We start from the raw sequence: 18,999 nt of genomic DNA, 5'->3' as shown, positions 1-18,999 counted from the left end.
AGGAGACGGCGGTGTTAAGCCGTCGGACGTTCCGGAGCTTCGGGCGTTTGCGGCGGCTCGGGCGCTTCGGGCGCTTCGACGCCGACGTCAACGACATCGGCGGCGGCCTGGTCCAGAGCGTATTGGGCGACCAGGCTGTAGGTTTCCATCTGCTCGGGGGTTGGATTGGTCCAGGCGCTGTTCTGGGCGATGCCGTTCGCGGTGACGACGCCCTTGTGCATGCCGTCCTCGATCGCCTGTTTGACGTCGGGGTCGTTCATGGCGTCGGCGATCAGGGCGTCGACATCGATGTCCTTCAAGGCTTCGGCCGCCATTTCCGTGGCGTGTTTCGTCGTCTCGGCGGTGAAGGCGGCGACGTCGGGGGCATATTCGGCCCACAGGGCGGCGATGCGCTGGCCGCGCACGGCCTCGCTCAGGCTCCGGTCTTCGGAAATGGCCTCGGCGCGTTTGCCGAACGCCTCCATCCGGGCCTCGAAGGCGTTGGAGGCGATTTCCAGCCGGGCTTCGGCGGATTCAGGGGCGGGCGTCCCGTCCTGGGCCATGGCGGAGGACAGGGGCAGGATCGCCAGGGCGGCGGTCAGGCTGAGCAGGCGGATCATGGGAGGGCTCCCGTTAAATGACCCGTGCAAACTCGACCCTGCGCCGCCCTGCCTCAAGTGAAATCGCGGTAAGGCTCGGCTTACTGCGGTTGGGCGGGTGCTGCAGCAGCGGGCGCAGCGGCGGCTTCTTCGACCTTGGTGCGAACCATGGCCGGAATCGATTTGATCTGTGTGGCGGCGATGGCCATCTGATCCGCCGGGGCACCTTGCCCCGTCGCGAAGGCCTGCAGCTCGGCGGCGAAGGCATCGACTTCAGGCTGATAGCGCGCCTGGAGGGCGTCGAGATCGGTCTTGGCCTTGGCCTTGTCGGGTTGGGCGGCGGCGGCTTGCATTTCGTTGGACATGGTCTCCATCTTCTCGCCGAAGGCCTCGCCCTTGGCTTCGAACGCAGCCGCTTCCGGGCTGTCCGCGTCTTCAGCCGGTGCGGGGGCTGCGGCAGGGGCGGGCGCCGCCTCGGGCGCTGGGGTTTGGCCCGCGGCGAAGGCCGGGGTGGTCAGGGCCAGGGCGGCGACGGCCGCGACGGAAGACAGAAGACGCATGGGAAACTCCGAAACAGGCCGCTGCGCGACCAGAGAAAAGGCTATGTACCCGCCTTGGACGCCACACTCTTACACTCGGATCAGATTTCAAAGACCCGATAGGGGGTGTCGCCCAAGGTCCGCAGCACCGGTAGGGCGACGTTAAAGACCGGCACCCCCTTGTTGGTGCGGCCCTCCGGCCCGCCGCGATGGGCGTGGCCGTGGACGACCAGGCTGACGTTGTCGTAGCGATCGATGGTCTCGGCCAAGCGCGAGGATCCCAGGAAGGCGTGGATCTCGGGCGGTTCGCCCATCACCGTCTCGACGACGGGCGCATAGTGCAAGAGCACCACCGAGCGTTCGGTGCGCAGCATGCGGATCGAGTTCTCGATCAGATTGGCGTCCTCGACCGCCTCCTGCACGAACCGCTTGACCGAGGCCTCGCCGAACGAACTGAGCATGTAGCGACCAAAGCCGCCGACGAACCCCTTGCCGCCGGCGAAGCCGACGCCGTCGATCTCATAGGCCTCGCCGGTCAGCATCCTGACCCCGGCGTCGGTCAGCATCTTGGTCACATGCTCGGGCTGGCCGCATTCATGCTCGTGATTGCCCAGCACGCCGACCATTGGAATCGTGCACAGCTTCAGGTCTTCCAGCAGCCGCTCGACCTCGGGCGTCTTGCCGTAGTTGGTCAGGTCGCCGCACAGGCACAGCACGTCCGCATCGTCCGACACCCGTTCGAACAGGTCGCGATAGGCATGCTCGGTGGCTTCGCCAACATGCAGGTCGCCGACGGCGGCGACGCGCATCTTCTTGGCGGGGCCAGGCTCCAGGCCGGGCTGGGTGGTCTGCGGGTCGGGGGTGGAATCGGTCATGGCGGCCGGTCCTCTCAGTGGCCGAGGTTGACGGGGTCGTGGCGTTCCTCCAGCCCCTTGCCCACCACGTCGCCAAAGCCCCATTCGGCGACATCGGCGACATAGTCGCGCGGACTGAACAGGCGGCCGCGACACACCCTAACGCGCGGCGCCGGCAGGTCGATCTGGGCCGTCAGCCGCTCGACCAGCTCTTCCATCAGCCAGCGCGGGATGCGGTCGCGCTCGGTCGGATAGGCGAAGCGGAAGTTCAGCAGATGCGCCGCCAGCACCTCCCAATAGAGGTCCATCTGATCCAGCAGGCTTTTCCAGTCGATGGCGTCGGACTGTTTCAGGATGACGTGGTTCACGTCGGCGCCGTCATAGCGATAGCGGTCCTGGATGAAGACCTTGGACAGGATCAGGGCCGTGGGCGGGGTGATCTGGACCTGATGGCCATAGACGGTGATCCGGTCCTCGCTGAACCAGCTGTCGGACACGGCGATGGTGCCGTTGGACATGGCGAAGATGACGTCGAAGAAGTGTTTCTCGTCCTTCCATACCTTGGCGATCCAGCGCTCGTCCTCGACGTCGGTCCGGTAGCCGTGCTTCTGGAAGAAGGCCAGGATGCGGGGATAGTCGCCGGGCTTGCAGAAGACATCCAGGTCCTTGGTCGGACGGCGGATGCCCGTATAGGCCGTCACCGCATAGGTGCCCGACAGCAGGAAGGGGATGCCGCTTTCCTTCAGCAGGCGCAGGCTTTCCTCATAAAAGGCCAGGGCGTCCGCAGGCGGTTCGAACGTCGGTTCGGCGATCACGTCTGACATCGGTTCGGGCCTTTCCTGCGAGGGCAAGGAAACGGCGACGCTGAACGGCGGTTCCGCATTACTACCTAGTCCGGCCGCTACGGGATCCTTAACTCCTGAATGTCACTGTTCGGTCATGGGATTGAAGTGGGTGAACGCAGAAGGCGGGCGCTGGCGGTTCTTCCGCCATGAAGCCGGCAGGGCGGCAGGACCGCCCCCTTACGCCTATGTCGCGCTGTTCGTCCTGTGCCTGGCGGTGGGGCAGTGGAGCATGAACACCTTCGGCGCCACCGTCCTGTGGCCCGCCAATGCCGTGCTTCTGGCCGCCGTCCTGCAACTTCATCGTCGCCCAGCCATCGCCGTCATGGTGGCTTGCGCCGGGATCAATCTGATCGGCAACGTCGTGCGGGGCGGCCCCGTCGTGATGATGTTCACCAATGTCGCCCTGAACATGACCCAGGTGGTCGTCGCCGTCCTTTTGGCGCGTCGCTTCTGCGGCGCCGCGCTGGATATGCGCCGGCCCTGGCGCCTGTTCCGGTTCGCCGTCTGCGCCGCCGCGCCTGCGGTCCTCCTCAGCACCCTGCTGGCGGGCGGTGTCGCCATCCTGATCAGCTGGAAGGTGCCGGGCACGCTGGGCTTCCGCATGCACCACCTGTTCGACATGGAGATGCTGGCGATGATGATCGTCACGCCGTCCCTGTTGCTGCTGGCCCGCAACCACCGTTTCCGCGAGGACGCCCAGGCGACGTTGACCGAAGCCGCCGCTCTGCTGGTTTTGGTCGGGGGCGTCAGCCTGTGGGTCTTCTCCCAGTCCTCGGCGCCGATCATGTTTGCGATCTTCCCGCCCTTGATCCTGCTGGCCTTCCGCCTGTGTCCCCCGACGACGGCGGGCGCGGTGGTGATGGTCGCTGCGATCGGCGGGGTCGCGACGCTGGGCGGTCATGGGCCGATCGTCCTGACCCATCTGACGCCGGATCCCGTTCTGGAGGCCGTGCCTGCCGTGATGCGCCAGATGAACGTCTTTCATCTGTTCCTGCTGTGCGTGGTCGCCACGGCCTTGCCCATCACCACCCTGTCCACCGAGCGCCGTCGCCTGGTCGAGCGGCTGAAGGCGCGCACGGAGGCGGCCGTGTCCGCACGTCACCGCGCCGAGACCGCCCGCGCCGCCAAGGGTCGTTTCCTGGCCATGATGAGCCACGAGATGCGCACCCCCCTGACCGGCATCACCGGCTATGCGGATCTGTTGTCGCGGCGCGCGTGCATGGACGAAGAGGGCCTGCGCCAGGTCGATGCGGTGCGGCATTGCGGCGAGACCATGCTGCGTCTGGTCGAGGATCTGCTGGAGGTGTCGCGCGGTGGGGCCGAGGTGACGCCCAAGGCCAGCGATGTGCGCCAGATGATCGACGAGGCGATCGCGCCCTCTCGCGAATGGGCCGCCATCAAGGGGCTGGAGTTCGCCCTGACCATCGCGCCCGAGGCCGAGGGCCAGGTGATGATCGACGCCCGGCGTCTGCGTCAGTCCGTGCATCACCTGGTGAACAACGCTGTCAAATTCACCGGGCGCGGCGGCGTGTCCGTCGTCGTTGATCGGGTCGAAGACGGCCTGTCCATCGTCGTTTCCGACACTGGCTGCGGCATGGATGAGCAGACCCGCGCCGGCGTCTTCGGTCTGTTCGAACAGGGCGACGCCACCACCAGCCGTGCCCACGAAGGCGCCGGCGTCGGCCTGGCCCTGGCCAAGAACCACATCGCCTGCCTGGGCGGCGCTGTCGTGGTCGAAAGCACGCAATGGGGCGGCTCGACCTTCACCCTGACGATCCCCGCGCCGGTGGTCGAGGCGGTCGAGGGCGAGGAAAGCGTGCCGCTGCACAGCCGCCGCACACGCATCCTGATCGTCGACGATCATCCGGCCAATCGCGACCTGCTGCGGATCATGCTCCAGGCCGCCGATTGCGAGACCGCAGAGGCGGCGGACGGCGAACAGGCGCTGGCGGTGCTGGCGGTCCAGTCCTTCGACCTGGTCCTGATGGATGTGCGGATGCCGGTAATGGACGGGATCGCCGCCACTCGCGCCATTCGCGCCCTGGACGCCCCTCTGCGTGACGTGCCGGTCCTGGCCGTCACCGCCGAAGCCATGCCCGAGGACGCCGCCCGCTGCATCGCCGCCGGCATGGACGGCCATCTGGCCAAGCCCGTCACCCAGGCCAAACTCTACGCCGCGATCGAAGCCGTGTTCGACACGGTCGCCGAACGCCAGGTCGACGCCCAGGCCGCCTGAGGCGCAAGCGTGGCTGGAGGATACGAAATCGTCCCCAGCTCCCTCCCCAGAATCCTGAGGCAAATCTACCAGATATAGCGTCTGTCAGAAAATGTGACGCAACATAGACCAAATTCGACTTGGCGCCGGGGTTCGAGAGTCGCATGGTGAACGCCTCTTCGGAATCGCTTCAGGTCCAGTTCGATGAACGCCATCACCCCGATCATCCGTCCCGGCGCCGCCGGCCTGCTGACCCCTTCCGCCGCCTACAAGCCGTTCCGCTATCCGTGGGCGTTCGACATGTGGAAGAAGCAGCAGCAGGTCCACTGGATGCCCGAAGAGGTGCCGCTGGGCGAGGACGTCAAGGACTGGGCCTCGACCCTGAATGACGGGGAACGCAACCTGCTGACCCAGATCTTCCGCTTCTTCACCCAGGCGGACATCGAGGTTCAGGACAACTACATGGAGCGCTACGGCCGGGTCTTCAAACCGACCGAGGTGAAGATGATGCTGGCCGCCTTCGGCAATATGGAGACCATCCATATCGCGGCCTACGCCCTGCTGCTCGAAACCATCGGCATGCCCGAGAGCGAGTTCGGCGCCTTCATGGAATATGAGGCGATGCGCGACAAGCATGACTTCATGGGCCAGTTCGGGGTCGATACCGACGCCGACATCTGCCGGACGCTGGCCATGTTCGGCGGGTTCTCGGAGGGCGTGCAGCTGTTCGCCAGCTTCGCCATGCTGATGAACTTCCCGCGCCAGAACAAGATGAAGGGCATGGGCCAGATCGTGTCCTGGTCGGTGCGCGACGAGAGCCTGCACTGCGAGGGCATCATCAAACTGTACCACGCCTTCAACCAGGAGACGGGCGCGGTCACCAAGTCGGTCGCCGACGACATCGTCGACTGCTGCAAGACCGTGGTGACCATGGAAGACCGGTTCATCGACCTGGCCTTCGAAATGGGTTCGGTCCAGGGCATGACGCCCGAGGACATCAAGCAATATATCCGATTCATCGCCGATTGGCGCCTGCGTCAGCTCAAGCTGCCGGAAGTCTACGGGGTGAAGGAAAACCCGCTGCCCTGGCTGCAATCGCTGTTGTCGGGCGTCGAGCACGCCAACTTCTTCGAGGCGCGCGCGACCGAATATTCCAAGGCCGCGACGCAGGGCGACTGGCACGGCGTCGAGGGTGTCTGGACCGAGTTCGACCGCATGATGGCGCGTCGTGACATGAGCCTGGTCGCGGGCTGACGCTCAACCCCTTTCGGGCGTAGGCTCTCCCGAAAGGGAGAGCGCCATGACCGACGAGATCGTCTTCTACACCAACCCCATGTCTCGCGGGCGGATCGTCCGCTGGATGCTGGAGGAGGTCGGTCAGCCGTATCGCACCGTCGTGGTCGATTATGCGGCGATGAAGGCTGCGGACTATCTGGCGATCAATCCGATGGGCAAGGTGCCGGCGATCACCCATCGCGGGATCGTCGTAACCGAATGCGCCGCCATCTGCGCCTATCTGGCCGACGCCTTCCCCGACGCCGGTCTGGCCCCCGCTACGGATGACCCGCTGCGGGGCCCCTATTACCGCTGGATGTTCTTCGCCGCCGGCCCTGTCGAGGCGGCGGTGACCGCCAAATCGCTCGGACAACTGCCGCCTGCCGAAAAAGCCGCCATGGTCGGCTATGGTTCGTTCGATCAGGTCGTCGATGGCCTGGAGCACGCGCTGGACAAGAGCCCGTGGCTGCTGGGCGAGCGGTTCACCGCCGCCGACGTCTATGTCGGCAGCCAGATCGCCTGGGGCCTGATGTTCAAGAGCCTGCCCGCCCGACCGGCCTTCCAGGCCTATGCCGAGCGGATTGCGGCGCGTCCGGCAGCCGTCCGTGCGCGAGCGATCGACGACGCCCTGATCGCCGAGTCGAAGGCGAGCGAGACCTAGCGTCCCAACGGCGCCGGCGTCCCGCAGGCCGAGCGGACGCCGGACCGGCACAGCCGCACCTGTTCCTGCCAGGCGGCGTAGTCGCGGTCGTACTGATCCTGGGCCTCACGGGTAGCCAGGGCGGCGGCGCGAGCCTGTTCCTCGGTCTGGCGCACCTCGATCTGATGACGGGCCAGGGCGGCGTCATAGTCCAGACGGGCGGCTTCGTCGGCCTTGTCGGCCAGGACGTTCTGGGCCGCGATCTCGTCGTTCAGGGCGCGAGTGGTGCGCAACTCCTCTTCCGTCTGTTGATCGTCGCTCGCGCGGTGGTAGGCCTCTCCCCGGGCCCTCAACAGGGCGTCGCGGCTGTTCGGATCCGCCGGATCGGGCAGGGCGCGTTGATCGCGATAGGGATCGGGCGAGGCATAGGGGGCGGTCGGGGCCGCCTGCGCCTGGACCGGTCCGGCCAGCGCCACAGCCGCCAGCATGACGGCGCAAAGGGAAGGGCGAACGATCATGGGCTTGTCTCCTGAGGGCTTGAGCTTGGCCATAAGCCGCCACGCAGCACAACGCCGCAGCCACGAAAAGGTGGCGCAAGACCCAGCTTCACGGCATGGTCGGTTCCTCCTCAACCGTTTCCGCACGCGAGAAGACTTGATGATCCTCAGCACCTCGTCCGGTGACTTCCCCATCCCCGCCGATGTCGCGCGTCAGTTGCCGAACGTCCCGGCCCTGCCGGATGCCGCCGCCTCGGACGCCCGGCTGCAGATCGAGGATTTCCGCCACTGGCTGGACGCCTCGCCGGAACACGCCATCGACTACGAACGGCTGCGGCGCTGGCACCTGGTCCAGGACGAGCTGGCGGCCCAGGCCAAGGCCGAAAACCGGCCGTTCGTGGTGTCGGACGACGGACTGGAATAAGGCCGCCTAAGCCTTCAACCCGGCAGGCGCAGTTCGAAGGTCGCGCCTGCGCCGTCGGACTCGACCAGGCGGAGATCCCCGCCGTTCAGGGCGGCCAGTTCGCGCGAGATGGTCAGGCCCAGGCCGGTGCCTTCGGAGCTCTTGGAGCTGACGAAGGGTTCGAACAGGCGTTCGGCTAAACGCGGCGGGATGCCGGGGCCGTCGTCCGCGATGCGGACCACGCAGAAACCGTCCTGGCCGAAGGCGCTGACGGTGATCGCGCCCTTGCCGCGGCGCTCGGCCGGCCGGCCCGGATCGGCCTCGATGGCCTGACGGGCGTTGCGCATCAGATTGACCAGGATCCGGTACAACTGATCGGCGTCGGCCTCGACGGCGAAGCGCGGCGGCAGTTGCTTGATCAGCGCTACGCCGTCCGGCTCCAGCCCCGCATCCTCGGCCGCCAGGGTCAGGGCCTTGGTCAGGACCACGCGCGTCTTCTGGGCGGCGGGCTCTTCGCTGCGGCCGTATTCCAGCACATTGCGCGACAGGTTGGCGGCGCGACTCAACGCGCGCTCCAGCCGGGGCAGGGCCTTGGCCACCTGGGGGTCGGCCGAGGTCGCCAGCCGTTCCGACGCCATCTGGGCCGAGGTCAGCATGTTACGCAGGTCGTGGTTGATCTTGGCCACCGCCTCGCCCAGCGCCACCAGACGGGCGCGCGAGCGCAACGAATGGCGCACCTCTTCCTGCATCCGGCTCAGCTCGCGCTCGACCCGACCGATTTCGTCGTGCCGATCCGACGGCGCCTCGGCTTCGCTTTCGGGATCGGCGGCGAACCGCTCCATTGAGCGGGTGACACGGCGCAGGGGACGCAGCACCAGAAGCGCGAGACCGCCATACAGCAGGGCGCCCGCCGTCACCGACACCAGCAGGGACACGATCAGGCTGTTCAGCAGGAAGGTCTTCAGCTCCAGTTTCAACGGCTGGGCCGGGGTGACGATCTCGATGAAGTCGCCAGAGCGATAACGCGGCTTGGCCTGGACCCGCAGCGAGCGGTCGGGGTGGCCGAAAAGGGTGCGCCAGGGGTCGGTCAGCCGCCCCCAGCTGTCCTGGCGCCGCAAATCGATCAGTTCAGGCGCACGGGGCAGGTTGGGGGCCTGGAGCAGCAGCCGACGCACACCCTGTTCCGTCAGGGCCACCGCCTGGACCCCGCCAATCCGCATCAGCTCGGCGGCCGTGTCGTCCTCGACCGCGCTATAGGGCAGGGCCTCGACGCCCACCGAGGCCAGTTCGGCGGCCTGGAGCCGGTCGCGCAGCCAGCGCTCGTGGAAGGCCGCCAGGTTCGGCCCCATGATCAGCGCCTCGACCGCCAGGGTGAAGGCGACCGTCAGCAGCAGCAGCCGTGCCGACAGACCATCAGGTGCGCGCGGCGTCAGGCGTTCGCGCCACAGGGTCGCCTGTTCGGGCGTCAGGTTCAGCCGCGTGGCGATCCGGTCGAACAGGGCGCTCATGCGGGCGCGCCCGCGTTACGCCGCGCGCGGACCATCTGGAACAGCTTGATGCCGATGGGCAGCAGCAGGGACAGGAAGACCACGCCCATCAGGGGCCAGAAGAACTGATGCAGCAGCATGGGCAGGTCCGGCCGCACGCCGGCGCGCAGCAGGTCGCCCAGTTGCGATCCAATCCAGGTGTAGATGAAGGTGGAGGGCAACAGGCCGATGAAGGTGGCGATCACATAGGGCCGCAGCGGCACCGCCATCATCCCCGCCGTGGCGTTGACCAGGACGAAGGGCACGCTGGGGATCACGCGCAGGGTGAACAGGGTGGTGAAGGCGTTACGATCGATGCCCTTGGCCAGCCGATCCATAAAACCGGCGTCGGTCTCGAACTTGGCGCGCAGCCACGTCCCGATGGAGGTGCGGTACACATAATAGATGACGACAGAGCCGATTGTGGCCCCGCTCGCCTGGGCCAGGGCGCCGACATAGGGCCCGAACATCATGCCCCCCAGCAAGGTCAGGAAGACGGGTCCAGGGATGGTCGAGGCGGTCGCCAGGGCGTAGACGGCGATGAAGGCGGCCAGCGCGATCCACCAGTGTTCGCGCGCATAGGCCTGAAGGTTCAGGCCGTGCTCGCGGATCAGGTCCATCGACAGATAGCGGTTCCAGCCCAAGGCGAAGAAGGCGACCACCAGACCGGCGATGGCCACGAGCGGCAGCAGCCGCAGGCCCCATTCCTTCGCCGTTCGTTTCGCCATCCGTTTCATCGTCCCGAAATGCCGTCCGAGCGTTGACTCACGCGGACATGCGACTTATACGCCCGCCCTTCCTGCGACGGACGCCTCTTGCCCCGCCGCCCAACCTTTAACGTCAGGAGCCGACCGTGAAGCGGACCTATCAGCCGTCGCGACTCGTGCGCAAGCGCCGTCACGGCTTCCGCAGCCGGATGGCCACCAAGAACGGCCAGAAGATTGTTGCGCGCCGTCGCGCCAAGGGCCGCAAGCGCCTGACGGCGTAAGCGGCTTTCAGCGTCCGGAATCTTTTGGACGCATGAGCGACCTTTTACAGATCAAACGTCTGTTGCGGCGGCCCCAGTTTCTGGCGGCCGCCAAAGGCGTTTCCGAGGCGCGCGGCGCCGTGGTGATTCAGCGTCTGGAGCGCGGCGACGGTTCGCCGCACATCGGCCTGGGTTTCACCGCCACGAAAAAGGTCGGCGGCGCGGTGGTTCGCAACCGCGCCAAACGCCGTCTGCGCGAGGCTGCGCGGGCCATGCTGGCCCAGCACGGCGTGCCCGGCAGCGACTATGTCTTCATCGCCCGCATGGGCACGACCGAGCGTGCGTGGGACCGTCTGCTTGACGACGTGAAATCGACGCTTACAAGGCTGGCGACACCGCGACATGATCGGGGGGCAGCCAAGCCCTCGCCCGCCCGCGCCCCATCCGGCCAGGACCGCCAGAATCCATGAAAAACGAGAACACGCGCAACACGATCATCTTCATCGTGTGCTCGGCCCTGATCATGGGGATCTATTATTTCGCCGTGCTGCGTCCGCAGGCCGAGCGTCGCGCGGTGCAGCAGCAGGCCCAGGCCGAGCAGTCGCAGACCGCCGACAACGCTGCGCGCACGGCGCTCAGCCCCCAAGGCCCGACCTTCGTCACCGACCGCAGCCAGGCGCTGAGCACCGCCGCGCGGGTGCCGATCCAGTCAGGCACTTTGAAGGGCTCGCTGTCGCTTCAGGGCGGGCGTATCGACGACCTGTTCCTGACCGACTATCGCGAGGTTCAGGACAAGCCCCAGCCGGTGGAGCTGTTCCGCCCGCAAGGGATGCAGAACGCCTATTTCGCCCAGTTCGGCTGGACCGGCCCCAACGTCGCCGGCGGCGTGCCCGGACCCAACACCGTCTGGCGCCTGACCAATGGTTCGACCCTGACGCCGACCACGCCGATCACCCTGACCTGGGACAACGGCCAGGGCCTGCGCTTCACCCGCGTGATGTCGGTCGATGACCGATATGTCTTCTCGGTTCAGGACACGGTCCAGAACCTGGGAACCCAGGCCATCACCATCGCCCCCTACGGCAGCGTGCAGCGCCAGGGCGTCCCGCCCGCAGCCGGCTCGTCGCACATCGTCCACGAGGGCGCGATCGGCACCTTCGGCAAGCCCGGCGGCTATCGCACCGAGCAGAAGAAGTACAAGGACTGGCTGAAGGAGCCCCGTATCGAGAACGCCTCGACCGGCGGCTGGCTGGGCATCACCGACAAATACTGGCTGGCGGCCCTGCTGCCCCAGCAGGACGAGGCGGTCGAAACCGAATTCCGCGTGCGCGACATCAACGGCGGCCAGCAGCTGGAAGCCAATGTCCTGGGTACGACCCGCACCGTCCAGCCGGGCGCGACCGCGACCGAAACCCAGCGCCTGTTCGCCGGGGTCAAGCGCGCCGAAGTGCTGAAGTCCTATGAGGAAAGCCTGGGGCTGCCGCGCTTCGTCTATGCGATCGACTGGGGCATGTTCTGGTTCCTGACGCGCCCGATCTTCTGGATCCTGGAAAACGTCTATGGCCTGGTCGGCAGCTTCGGCGTCGCCATTCTGGCCCTGACCGTCATCGTGAAGCTGGTGATGTTCCCGCTGGCCAACAACGCCTACGCCAGCATGTCCAAGATGCGGAACCTCCAGCCCAAGATGGAGGAGATCAAGAAGAAGTTCAAAGACGACCCGCAGAAGCAGCAGCAGGAGACGATGGCCCTGTACCAGAAGGAAAAGATCAATCCGGTCGCCGGGTGTCTTCCGCTGGTGCTTCAGATCCCGGTCTTCTACGCCCTGTATAAGGTGCTGACGGTGACCATCGAAATGCGTCACCAGCCGTTCCTGGGCTTCGTGCATGACCTGTCGGCGCGCGATCCGTCGTCGATCTGGAACCTGTTCGGCCTGATCCCGTGGGATCCGTCCATGGCGCCGCTGATCGGCGGCCTGCTGGCCGGCCCGCTGCACCTGGGCCTGCTGGCCATCGCCTACGGCCTGACCATGTGGCTGCAGACGGCGATGAACCCGCCGGCGACCGATCCGATCCAGCGTCAGATCTTCCAGTTCATGCCGCTGCTGTTCACCTTCATCATGGCGCCGTTCGCGGCCGGCCTGCTGATCTACTGGGCCTGGTCCAACGTCCTGACCATCCTGCAGCAGTACGTGATCATGCACCGCTACAAGGCCGAGAACCCGATCGACACCTTCTTCGCCCGGTTCAAGAAGTCACCGGCGTGATCGACGAAACCGAGTTCACGCCCGAGGAAATCGAGGCCGCGCGGGTCCTGTTCGCGCGGCCCGCCACCTTCATCATGGGCGCGGCCAAGATCGAGCAACTGCCCGAGCCGAACCTGCCCGAGATCGCCTTCGCCGGCCGCTCCAACGTCGGCAAGTCCAGCCTGATCAACGGCCTGGTCGGCATGCACAAGCTGGCCCGCGCCTCGAACGAGCCGGGCCGGACGCGCGAGGTCAACTTCTTCGACCTGGACGGCCGGATGCGCCTGGTCGATCTGCCCGGCTATGGCTGGGCCAAGGCGTCCAAGACCACGGTCAGGAAGTTCCAGGATCTGGGCCGCGACTACCTGCGCGGCCGGGTGACGCTGAAGCGGGTCTATCTGCTGATCGACAGCCGCCACGGTCTGAAGTCGGTGGACAAGGAGGCGCTGGACGCCCTGGACCTGGCCGCCGTTAGCTATCAGATCGTCCTGACCAAGGCCGACAAGCTGAAGAAGGGCGAGGGCGAGGTCGTGCAGGACGCCACTCTGAAGGCCATATCCAAACGCCCCGCCGCCTTCCCGGTGGTGCTGCTGACCTCGTCGGAAAAGGGCCTGGGCCTGCCCGAACTGCGCGCCGAGATAATGCGCACGACGGGTGCGACGACCGACTGATATCGTCGTCATCCTCGGCTCGACCCGAGGGGCGAATGTTCCGCCGCATTGCATCCGACCAAAGAAAAAGGCCCGGAGATCGCTCTCCGGGCCTTCGTCGTTCTAAGCTGTCGTCGCCTACTGGGCAGCGCCGGCCGCCGAGCGGACCTCGACGGGGATGCCCAGGGCGTCCAGTTGAGGCTTGACCACCGAGGCGTCGCCGACAACCACCCAGACGAACTTGGACGGGTCGATCGCGGCCTTGGCTGCGGCGTCCAGTTGGGCCGCCGTCAGGGCGTTGGTGCGGGCGGCGATGGTCTCAGGATAGTCGTCCGGGCGACCCAGCAGGTCGTTGGAGCGCAGGGCGCCCAGGACGGCCGCCGAGGTCTCGTAGCTGCCGGCCAGACGGCGGGTGTTGCCGTTGATGGTCCGCTCCAGCTCGGCCGGCGTGACGCCCTTGCCGCCCGACAGGAAGTCGTTGAACTGAAGGTTCAGGGCTTCGATGGCCGGGCCGGTCTTGTCCGCCTGGACCGGGGCGGTGACCAAATAGGGCACGCGTCCGGCGAAGCCGGCGACCGAGGCGTTGACGCCGTAGGACCAGCTCTTGGTCTCGCGCAGGTCGGAGTTGATGCGCGACAGGAAGTCGTTGCCCAGCACATTGTTGGCCGCATTCAGCATCAGCAGATCATCCGTGCCCGAAGCGGCCAGCACTTCGCCGCCCATGATGTAGGACTGGGGCGATTGCGGACGGTCGATCAGGACGATCTTGGGCGTCGCGGCCGGGATCGGGGCCGAGAAGTCCTTGACCGGCTTGGCTGATGCAGGCGGCACCCACTGGCCGAAGCTGGCGTTCAGGATCGGCGTGATCTCGCTCAACGGCCGGTCCGAGACCACGAAGATCTTGGCGTTGTCGGGCCGGATCCACTTGGCGTAGTCGCTGCGGATATCGGCCTCGGTGATGGCCTTGACGCTGGTCTCGTCGCCATTGCCGCTGAACGGACGGCCATAGGGGCTGGCCGATCCATAGATCAGTTCCGGCAGGGCGCGGCTGGCCAGGGCGGCCGGCTGGGTGCGCTCTGCGGCGATGCGCGACAGGCGGGTGGCGCGCAGACGCTCCAGCTCCGCCGGGGCGAAGGCCGGGCTCTTGACCACCTCGGCCAGCAGGGCGACCGACGGCTGAAGGTTCGGCGTGACGGCGGACAGCTGCACGACCGAGCGATCCATGGTCGCGCCGGTGGTGATGCTGGCGCCCAGCGCTTCTTGCGCCTCGGCCAGTTGCGTGGCGTTCAGGGTGCGGGTGCCCTCGTCCATCAGGTCCAGCATCAGGGTCTGAAGGCCCAGTTTCGCCCGGTCGTCGGCGGCGAGACCGGCGTCGAAGTCGATGGCGATCTTGGTGGCGGGCACGGCGTCGCGCTGGGCGTAGATGACTTCCATGCCGTTCGACAGGTGTGCGCGTTCGACGGCCGGGAAGTCGACGTTGGCGACTTGGCCGATCTCGGGCTTGGCCATGCGGGCGACGCGCTGGATTTCCGGCGCCGGCGTATGGTTGGCGCCCGACGGGGCCGCGGCCGCCTCGGCATAGGCTTCACGCTCGCCCACCAGCGTCGTCAGCGTATAGGCCGGACGGGTCAACCACTTCTGCATCGCCGCCTGGACCTGGGCCGGCGTCACCGCCGCATAGGCGGCCAACTCCTTCTTGTAGAACTCGGGATCGCCGGCATAGAGCTGGCCTTCCGCCAGGGCCGTGGCCTTGCCGCCGAAGCCGCCGACCTGTTCCAGGCCCTGGATGCGACGCGAGGCGTACTGGGTGACGACGCGGTTGATCTCGTCCTGCGTCGGGCCGTTGGCGATCAGGCCGTTCAGGATCTCGCGGGTGCGGGCCTCCACCGCAGCCGGGTCCTCGCCGGGCTTCACCATCGCGCTGATCTCGAAGATGCCGATGCGGTGATAGGCGCCGTTCGAGGCGCTGACCGACACGGCGCTCTGGTCGCCACGCACCAGTTCATTGTCCAGACGCGAAGACGCCAGGCCGCCGAGCACCGAGGCGCCGACGCTGAGCGGCACCGAGTCCGCGTCCAGCATGCCGGGCACGACCCAGCTGATCTCGACCTGGGCGTTGGAGACGCGGTCATGCGTCGTCTCATTGACCGGCGCAGACAGGGTCGGGACCGGCGCCTGGGCGGGATTGTTGACCGGACCCTTGGCGATGGGGCCGAAATATTTCTCGGTCAGCTCACGCGCCTTGGCGGGCGTGATGTCGCCGGCAAGGACCAGCACCGAGTTGTTGGGGCCGTAGTTGGAGGTGAACCAGTCACGCACCGTCTGCATCGACGCCGCGTCCAGATCGGCCATCGAGCCGATGGTCGAGTGGCGATAGGGGTGGCCTTCGGGGAACAGGGCTTCAAGTTGTTTGTACTGGTTCAGGCCATAGGGCTGGTTGTCGCCCTGGCGCTTCTCGTTCTGGACCACGCCGCGCTGCAGATCGAGCGTCTCCTGGCTGATGGCGCCCAGCATATAGCCCATGCGGTCGCTTTCCATGAACAGCGCCTGTTCCAGCGCCGGGGTCGGGACCGTCTCGAAATAGTTGGTGCGGTCGAACCAGGTCGTGCCGTTCATGTCCGTCGCGCCCATGTTGCGCATCGGCGTGAAATAGCTGCCCGGCGCATTCTCGGACCCGCCGAACATCAGGTGTTCGAACAGGTGGGCGAATCCGGTCTTGCCGGCCGGCTCGTCCTTGGAACCGACATTGTACCAGACGGACACGGCCACGACCGGGGCCTTGTGGTCCTCGTGGACCAGGACGGTCAGGCCGTTGTCCAGGGTGAACTTGGTGTAGGGAATATCGACTTCGGCGACCAGATCGGCGACCGGCGCGGCCTGGACGGCGGGCGCAGCCGCCTGGACGGCCGGGGCGGGCGCGACAGAGGCCCAGACAGGGGTTGAAACCGCCAGAAGGGCGGCGGCGGCGACGAGAGAGCCGGTGCGGCGCATGCGAGATCCTCAGGATTGCAGTTGGTTCGGACCATAACGCTGGTCTGTCGTGTGGCAACGCGACGGAATGAAACATGACCAAAGGTTCATGTTCGCCGCCGTCTCTTCGTCGGCAGACCCCGGAAAAGGTTGCATCGCCGGACCCCCGGTCTTATGCGCGCGTCAACTCCCCGACGACTGCCGCCCAAGCCTGTAGAAAGAGCCGCCATGTCCGCCCCCGCCGACAAGCCCATCAAGAAGGTCGTCCTCGCCTATTCGGGCGGCCTGGACACCTCGATCATCCTGAAGTGGCTGCAGACTGAATATAACGCCGAGGTCGTGACCTTCACCGCCGACCTGGGCCAGGGCGAGGAGCTTGGCCCCGCACGCGAGAAGGCGCTCAAGCTGGGCATCAAGCCCGAGAACATCTTCATCGACGACCTGCGCGAGGAGTTCGTGCGCGACTTCGTCTTCCCGATGTTCCGCGCCAATGCGCAATATGAGGGCGACTATCTGCTGGGCACCTCCATTGCCCGCCCGCTGATCTCCAAGCGCCAGATCGAGATCGCGCGTCAGGTCGGCGCCGACGCCGTCTGTCACGGCGCGACCGGCAAGGGCAACGACCAGGTCCGGTTCGAGCTGGGCTATTATGCGCTGGAGCCCGACATCCGCGTCATCGCGCCCTGGCGCGAGTGGGAGTTCCGCAGCCGCGAGGCCCTGCTGGACTTCGCCGAGAAGAACCAGATTCCGATTTCCAAGGACAAGCGCGGCGAGGCGCCCTTCAGCGTCGACGCCAACCTTCTGCACTCCTCGTCCGAGGGCAAGGTGCTGGAAGACCCGGCGGTCGAGGCCCCCGAGTTCGTGCACCAGCGCACCATTTCGCCCGAGGACGCGCCGGATAAGGCCACCGTCATCGAGATCGGCTTCGAGCAAGGCGACGCCGTCTCGATCAACGGCGAGGCCTTGTCGCCGGCTACGATCCTGACCGCCCTGAACCAGTACGGCCACGACAACGGCATCGGCCGTCTGGACCTGGTCGAGAACCGCTTCGTCGGCATGAAGTCGCGCGGCGTCTACGAGACCCCCGGCGGCACGATCCTGATCGCGGCGCACCGCGGCATCGAAAGCATCACCCTGGACGGGGGCGCCATGCACCTGAAGGACCAGCTGATGCCGAAATACGCCGAGCTGATCTACAACGGATTTTGGTTCTCGCCCGAGCGCGAGATGCTACAGGCCGCCATCGACCTGAGCCAGGAAAAGGTGTCCGGCACGGTCAAGGTCAAGCTCTACAAGGGCAACGTCAGCGTCATCGGCCGCGAAAGCCCCCACAGCCTGTACGATCAGGACCTGGTGACCTTCGAGGAAGGCGTCCAGGCCTATGACCACAAGGACGCCGCCGGCTTCATCAAGTTGAACGCCCTGCGCCTGCGCGTCCTGGCCAAGCGCGACGCGCGCAAGGCCTAGGGCGCGATCTCCGACCGGGCGATCCTGAGGATCGCCCGGTTCCGGTCGTCCGTGACCCAGATCGCGCCGTCGGCGGCGACTGCCAGGACCACCGGCGCGCCACGCGGCTGACGACCCACGGCCGTGTCCCAGCCTGGTGTCAGCACCTTGCCGCGTACGCTGGGCGCCCCGGCCGGATAGGTCAGCGATCCTCGCGGATAGATGGCGTAGCGCCCGCCCCGGTCCGTCAGGGGGCGGCCTTCCGCATCCGTCTCGGCCGCCACGATCCGGCCGCCCGCGCGGCGATAGCCGTGCCAGCTCATCAGCAGTCGGCCGCGCAGTTCGGGGAACATCGCCCCCTCGTAATAAACCAGGTCCAGCGGCGCGGCGTGCGGCGGCAGCAGGGCCAGCGGTCGGTCGCGCTCGCCGCATTGCGCCTGGGCCGCGCTCCAGCCCGGCAGGGGCGTCGCCAGGTCCACGCAATAGGGCCAGCCGTAATGGCCGCCCTGACGCAAGACATTGATCTCGTCATAGGGATGGTCGGGCGTGGTCAGATCGACCGAGTTCTCGCCTTGCAGGATCGTGCCCAACGGATGCCGGACCAGGGCGATGGAGTTGCGCAGGCCCGAGGCGAAGACCGTGCTGTCCTCGTCCCACCGGCCGTTCCCCAGATAGGCGTGGCGGCGCACCTGGGCCGTCGCGGCGCTGTCGATGCAGGCGCCCCTGGCGTCTGTGCGCGCCCGGCCCTGCGCATCCACGCAGCGGTCGCTGGGGGCGCCGACATTGACCAACAGATCACCGTTCCCGTCGAAGACGAAACTGGACAGAGGATGGCGATTGGCGTGCAGCCGGTTGTCCGGCAGGTCGCCGATCACCGTGCGCACCGTCGCCGCTGGATCGGCCGCGTCGGGATCCAGCGTCAGGATCCGGTTCATCTCGGACACATAGAGGCGCCCGTCCGGTCCGCGCGCCGCCGTGTGCGGCATGTTCAGGCCCTGGGCCAGCCGTCGCCAGCGCGGCGCGCCGTCGGGGCCGAACGACAGCCGCCAGATGGCGCCGTTGCCCGGATACCAGTTGCCCAGGTCCGTCACCAACCAGCCGCCGCCGGACAGCGCCAACAGGCCGCGCGGCATTCGTGGCCCCTCGGCGCCCGATCCCTGCCACACCAGCCCCAGGCAATAGCCGGGCGCCATCCGCACGCCGGTCATGGGCCGGCCGCCGCAATCCCCCTGTGTCGCATAGGCGCCCTGCGCCGCGCTGGCGCTGACGGGCGCGGCGAGGAGAAGGGCGAGCAGGGCCAGCAGGCGGACGGTATTCATGGGCGTAGAAGTCCTGACAGGCGGCCGAAGATC

General features: G+C 66.9%; 18 protein-coding genes. 9 read left to right on the top strand and 9 right to left on the bottom strand.

What is annotated here, in order from left to right:
* Positions 1-14: 14 nt before the first annotated feature.
* The 4 genes from CHRYSEO8AT_RS06035 to CHRYSEO8AT_RS06020 all read right to left on the bottom strand — a co-directional run bounded on the left by CHRYSEO8AT_RS06035 (position 15) and on the right by CHRYSEO8AT_RS06020 (position 2,795).
* Positions 15-599, bottom strand: a complete 585-nt coding sequence (locus tag CHRYSEO8AT_RS06035; protein ID WP_159847707.1) for a hypothetical protein — start codon at positions 597-599, stop codon at positions 15-17.
* Positions 600-679: 80 nt separating this feature from the next.
* Positions 680-1,138, bottom strand: coding sequence for a translation initiation factor IF-2 (locus CHRYSEO8AT_RS06030; RefSeq protein ID WP_159847704.1), 459 nt, complete (start codon positions 1,136-1,138; stop codon positions 680-682).
* A gap of 80 nt (positions 1,139-1,218) precedes the next feature.
* A complete protein-coding gene (locus CHRYSEO8AT_RS06025; RefSeq protein ID WP_201304372.1) occupies positions 1,219-1,992 on the bottom strand; it encodes a metallophosphoesterase in 774 nt (257 codons plus the stop codon).
* A gap of 14 nt (positions 1,993-2,006) precedes the next feature.
* Complete coding sequence (locus CHRYSEO8AT_RS06020; protein WP_159847701.1) at positions 2,007-2,795, bottom strand: nucleotidyltransferase family protein; 789 nt, start codon at positions 2,793-2,795, stop codon at positions 2,007-2,009.
* 130 nt (positions 2,796-2,925) lie between these two features.
* Between CHRYSEO8AT_RS06020 and CHRYSEO8AT_RS06015 the strand changes: the two genes are divergently transcribed.
* The 3 genes from CHRYSEO8AT_RS06015 (at position 2,926) to CHRYSEO8AT_RS06005 (ending at position 6,967) form a co-directional block, all read left to right on the top strand.
* On the top strand, positions 2,926-5,052 hold the full coding sequence (locus tag CHRYSEO8AT_RS06015) for a response regulator (protein WP_236547444.1): 2,127 nt from the start codon (positions 2,926-2,928) through the stop codon (positions 5,050-5,052).
* A 183-nt stretch (positions 5,053-5,235) separates the two neighbouring features.
* Complete coding sequence (locus CHRYSEO8AT_RS06010; RefSeq protein ID WP_159847695.1) at positions 5,236-6,285, top strand: ribonucleotide-diphosphate reductase subunit beta; 1,050 nt, start codon at positions 5,236-5,238, stop codon at positions 6,283-6,285.
* A 46-nt stretch (positions 6,286-6,331) separates the two neighbouring features.
* Positions 6,332-6,967 carry a glutathione S-transferase family protein gene (locus tag CHRYSEO8AT_RS06005; RefSeq protein WP_159847692.1) on the top strand — a complete coding sequence of 212 codons (636 nt, stop codon included), beginning with the start codon at positions 6,332-6,334 and terminating at the stop codon, positions 6,965-6,967.
* Here the strand turns inward: CHRYSEO8AT_RS06005 and CHRYSEO8AT_RS06000 are convergent.
* A complete protein-coding gene (locus tag CHRYSEO8AT_RS06000) occupies positions 6,964-7,464 on the bottom strand; it encodes a hypothetical protein (protein WP_159847689.1) in 501 nt (166 codons plus the stop codon). The two genes, CHRYSEO8AT_RS06005 and CHRYSEO8AT_RS06000, sit on opposite strands and share 4 nt — an antisense overlap.
* 139 nt (positions 7,465-7,603) lie before the next feature.
* Here CHRYSEO8AT_RS06000 and CHRYSEO8AT_RS05995 point away from each other — a divergent pair, with 139 nt between their 5' ends.
* On the top strand, positions 7,604-7,867 hold the full coding sequence (locus tag CHRYSEO8AT_RS05995; RefSeq protein ID WP_159847686.1) for a hypothetical protein: 264 nt from the start codon (positions 7,604-7,606) through the stop codon (positions 7,865-7,867).
* 14 nt (positions 7,868-7,881) lie between these two features.
* Here the strand turns inward: CHRYSEO8AT_RS05995 and CHRYSEO8AT_RS05990 are convergent, their stop codons facing one another.
* Complete coding sequence (locus CHRYSEO8AT_RS05990) at positions 7,882-9,354, bottom strand: sensor histidine kinase (RefSeq protein ID WP_159847683.1); 1,473 nt, start codon at positions 9,352-9,354, stop codon at positions 7,882-7,884.
* Entirely contained in the window at positions 9,351-10,100 is a 750-nt protein-coding gene (locus CHRYSEO8AT_RS05985; protein ID WP_159847680.1) for a TVP38/TMEM64 family protein, read from the bottom strand. The genes CHRYSEO8AT_RS05990 and CHRYSEO8AT_RS05985 overlap by 4 nt, the downstream gene beginning before the upstream one ends.
* Positions 10,101-10,225: 125 nt before the next feature.
* On the opposite strand from CHRYSEO8AT_RS05985, the gene rpmH reads away from it, so the two are divergent.
* Genes rpmH through yihA form a run of 4 tightly spaced genes read left to right on the top strand, consistent with a single transcriptional unit; the run spans position 10,226 to position 13,252 of the window.
* Positions 10,226-10,360, top strand: coding sequence for a 50S ribosomal protein L34 (gene rpmH / locus CHRYSEO8AT_RS05980; protein ID WP_003164000.1), 135 nt, complete (start codon positions 10,226-10,228; stop codon positions 10,358-10,360).
* Between the two features lie 32 nt (positions 10,361-10,392).
* Complete coding sequence (rnpA, locus tag CHRYSEO8AT_RS05975; protein ID WP_159847677.1) at positions 10,393-10,809, top strand: ribonuclease P protein component; 417 nt, start codon at positions 10,393-10,395, stop codon at positions 10,807-10,809.
* Positions 10,806-12,602: a membrane protein insertase YidC gene (gene yidC / locus CHRYSEO8AT_RS05970; protein ID WP_159847672.1), complete on the top strand. Its 1,797-nt coding sequence runs from the start codon at positions 10,806-10,808 to the stop codon at positions 12,600-12,602. Before rnpA ends, yidC begins: the two co-directional genes overlap by 4 nt.
* Positions 12,599-13,252 (top strand): ribosome biogenesis GTP-binding protein YihA/YsxC, encoded by a 654-nt coding sequence (gene yihA / locus CHRYSEO8AT_RS05965; protein WP_159847669.1) that lies wholly within the window; start codon positions 12,599-12,601, stop codon positions 13,250-13,252. The genes yidC and yihA overlap by 4 nt, the downstream gene beginning before the upstream one ends.
* Positions 13,253-13,369: 117 nt before the next feature.
* On the opposite strand, the gene CHRYSEO8AT_RS05960 is transcribed toward yihA, so the two are convergent.
* A complete protein-coding gene (locus CHRYSEO8AT_RS05960; RefSeq protein WP_159847664.1) occupies positions 13,370-16,222 on the bottom strand; it encodes a pitrilysin family protein in 2,853 nt (950 codons plus the stop codon).
* A gap of 207 nt (positions 16,223-16,429) precedes the next feature.
* Here CHRYSEO8AT_RS05960 and CHRYSEO8AT_RS05955 point away from each other — a divergent pair, with 207 nt between their 5' ends.
* Positions 16,430-17,668 (top strand): argininosuccinate synthase, encoded by a 1,239-nt coding sequence (locus CHRYSEO8AT_RS05955; protein WP_159847661.1) that lies wholly within the window; start codon positions 16,430-16,432, stop codon positions 17,666-17,668.
* Here the strand turns inward: CHRYSEO8AT_RS05955 and CHRYSEO8AT_RS05950 are convergent.
* Positions 17,665-18,966 (bottom strand): sorbosone dehydrogenase family protein, encoded by a 1,302-nt coding sequence (locus CHRYSEO8AT_RS05950; RefSeq protein WP_159847658.1) that lies wholly within the window; start codon positions 18,964-18,966, stop codon positions 17,665-17,667. The two genes, CHRYSEO8AT_RS05955 and CHRYSEO8AT_RS05950, sit on opposite strands and share 4 nt — an antisense overlap.
* Between the last annotated feature and the right edge of the window lie 33 nt (positions 18,967-18,999).

This window comes from Brevundimonas sp. G8, assembly GCF_902506205.1.
GTDB lineage: Bacteria > Pseudomonadota > Alphaproteobacteria > Caulobacterales > Caulobacteraceae > Brevundimonas.
The sequence above is the reverse complement of the archived record's forward strand: the minus strand, read 5'-3'. Positions and strand labels throughout refer to the sequence as shown.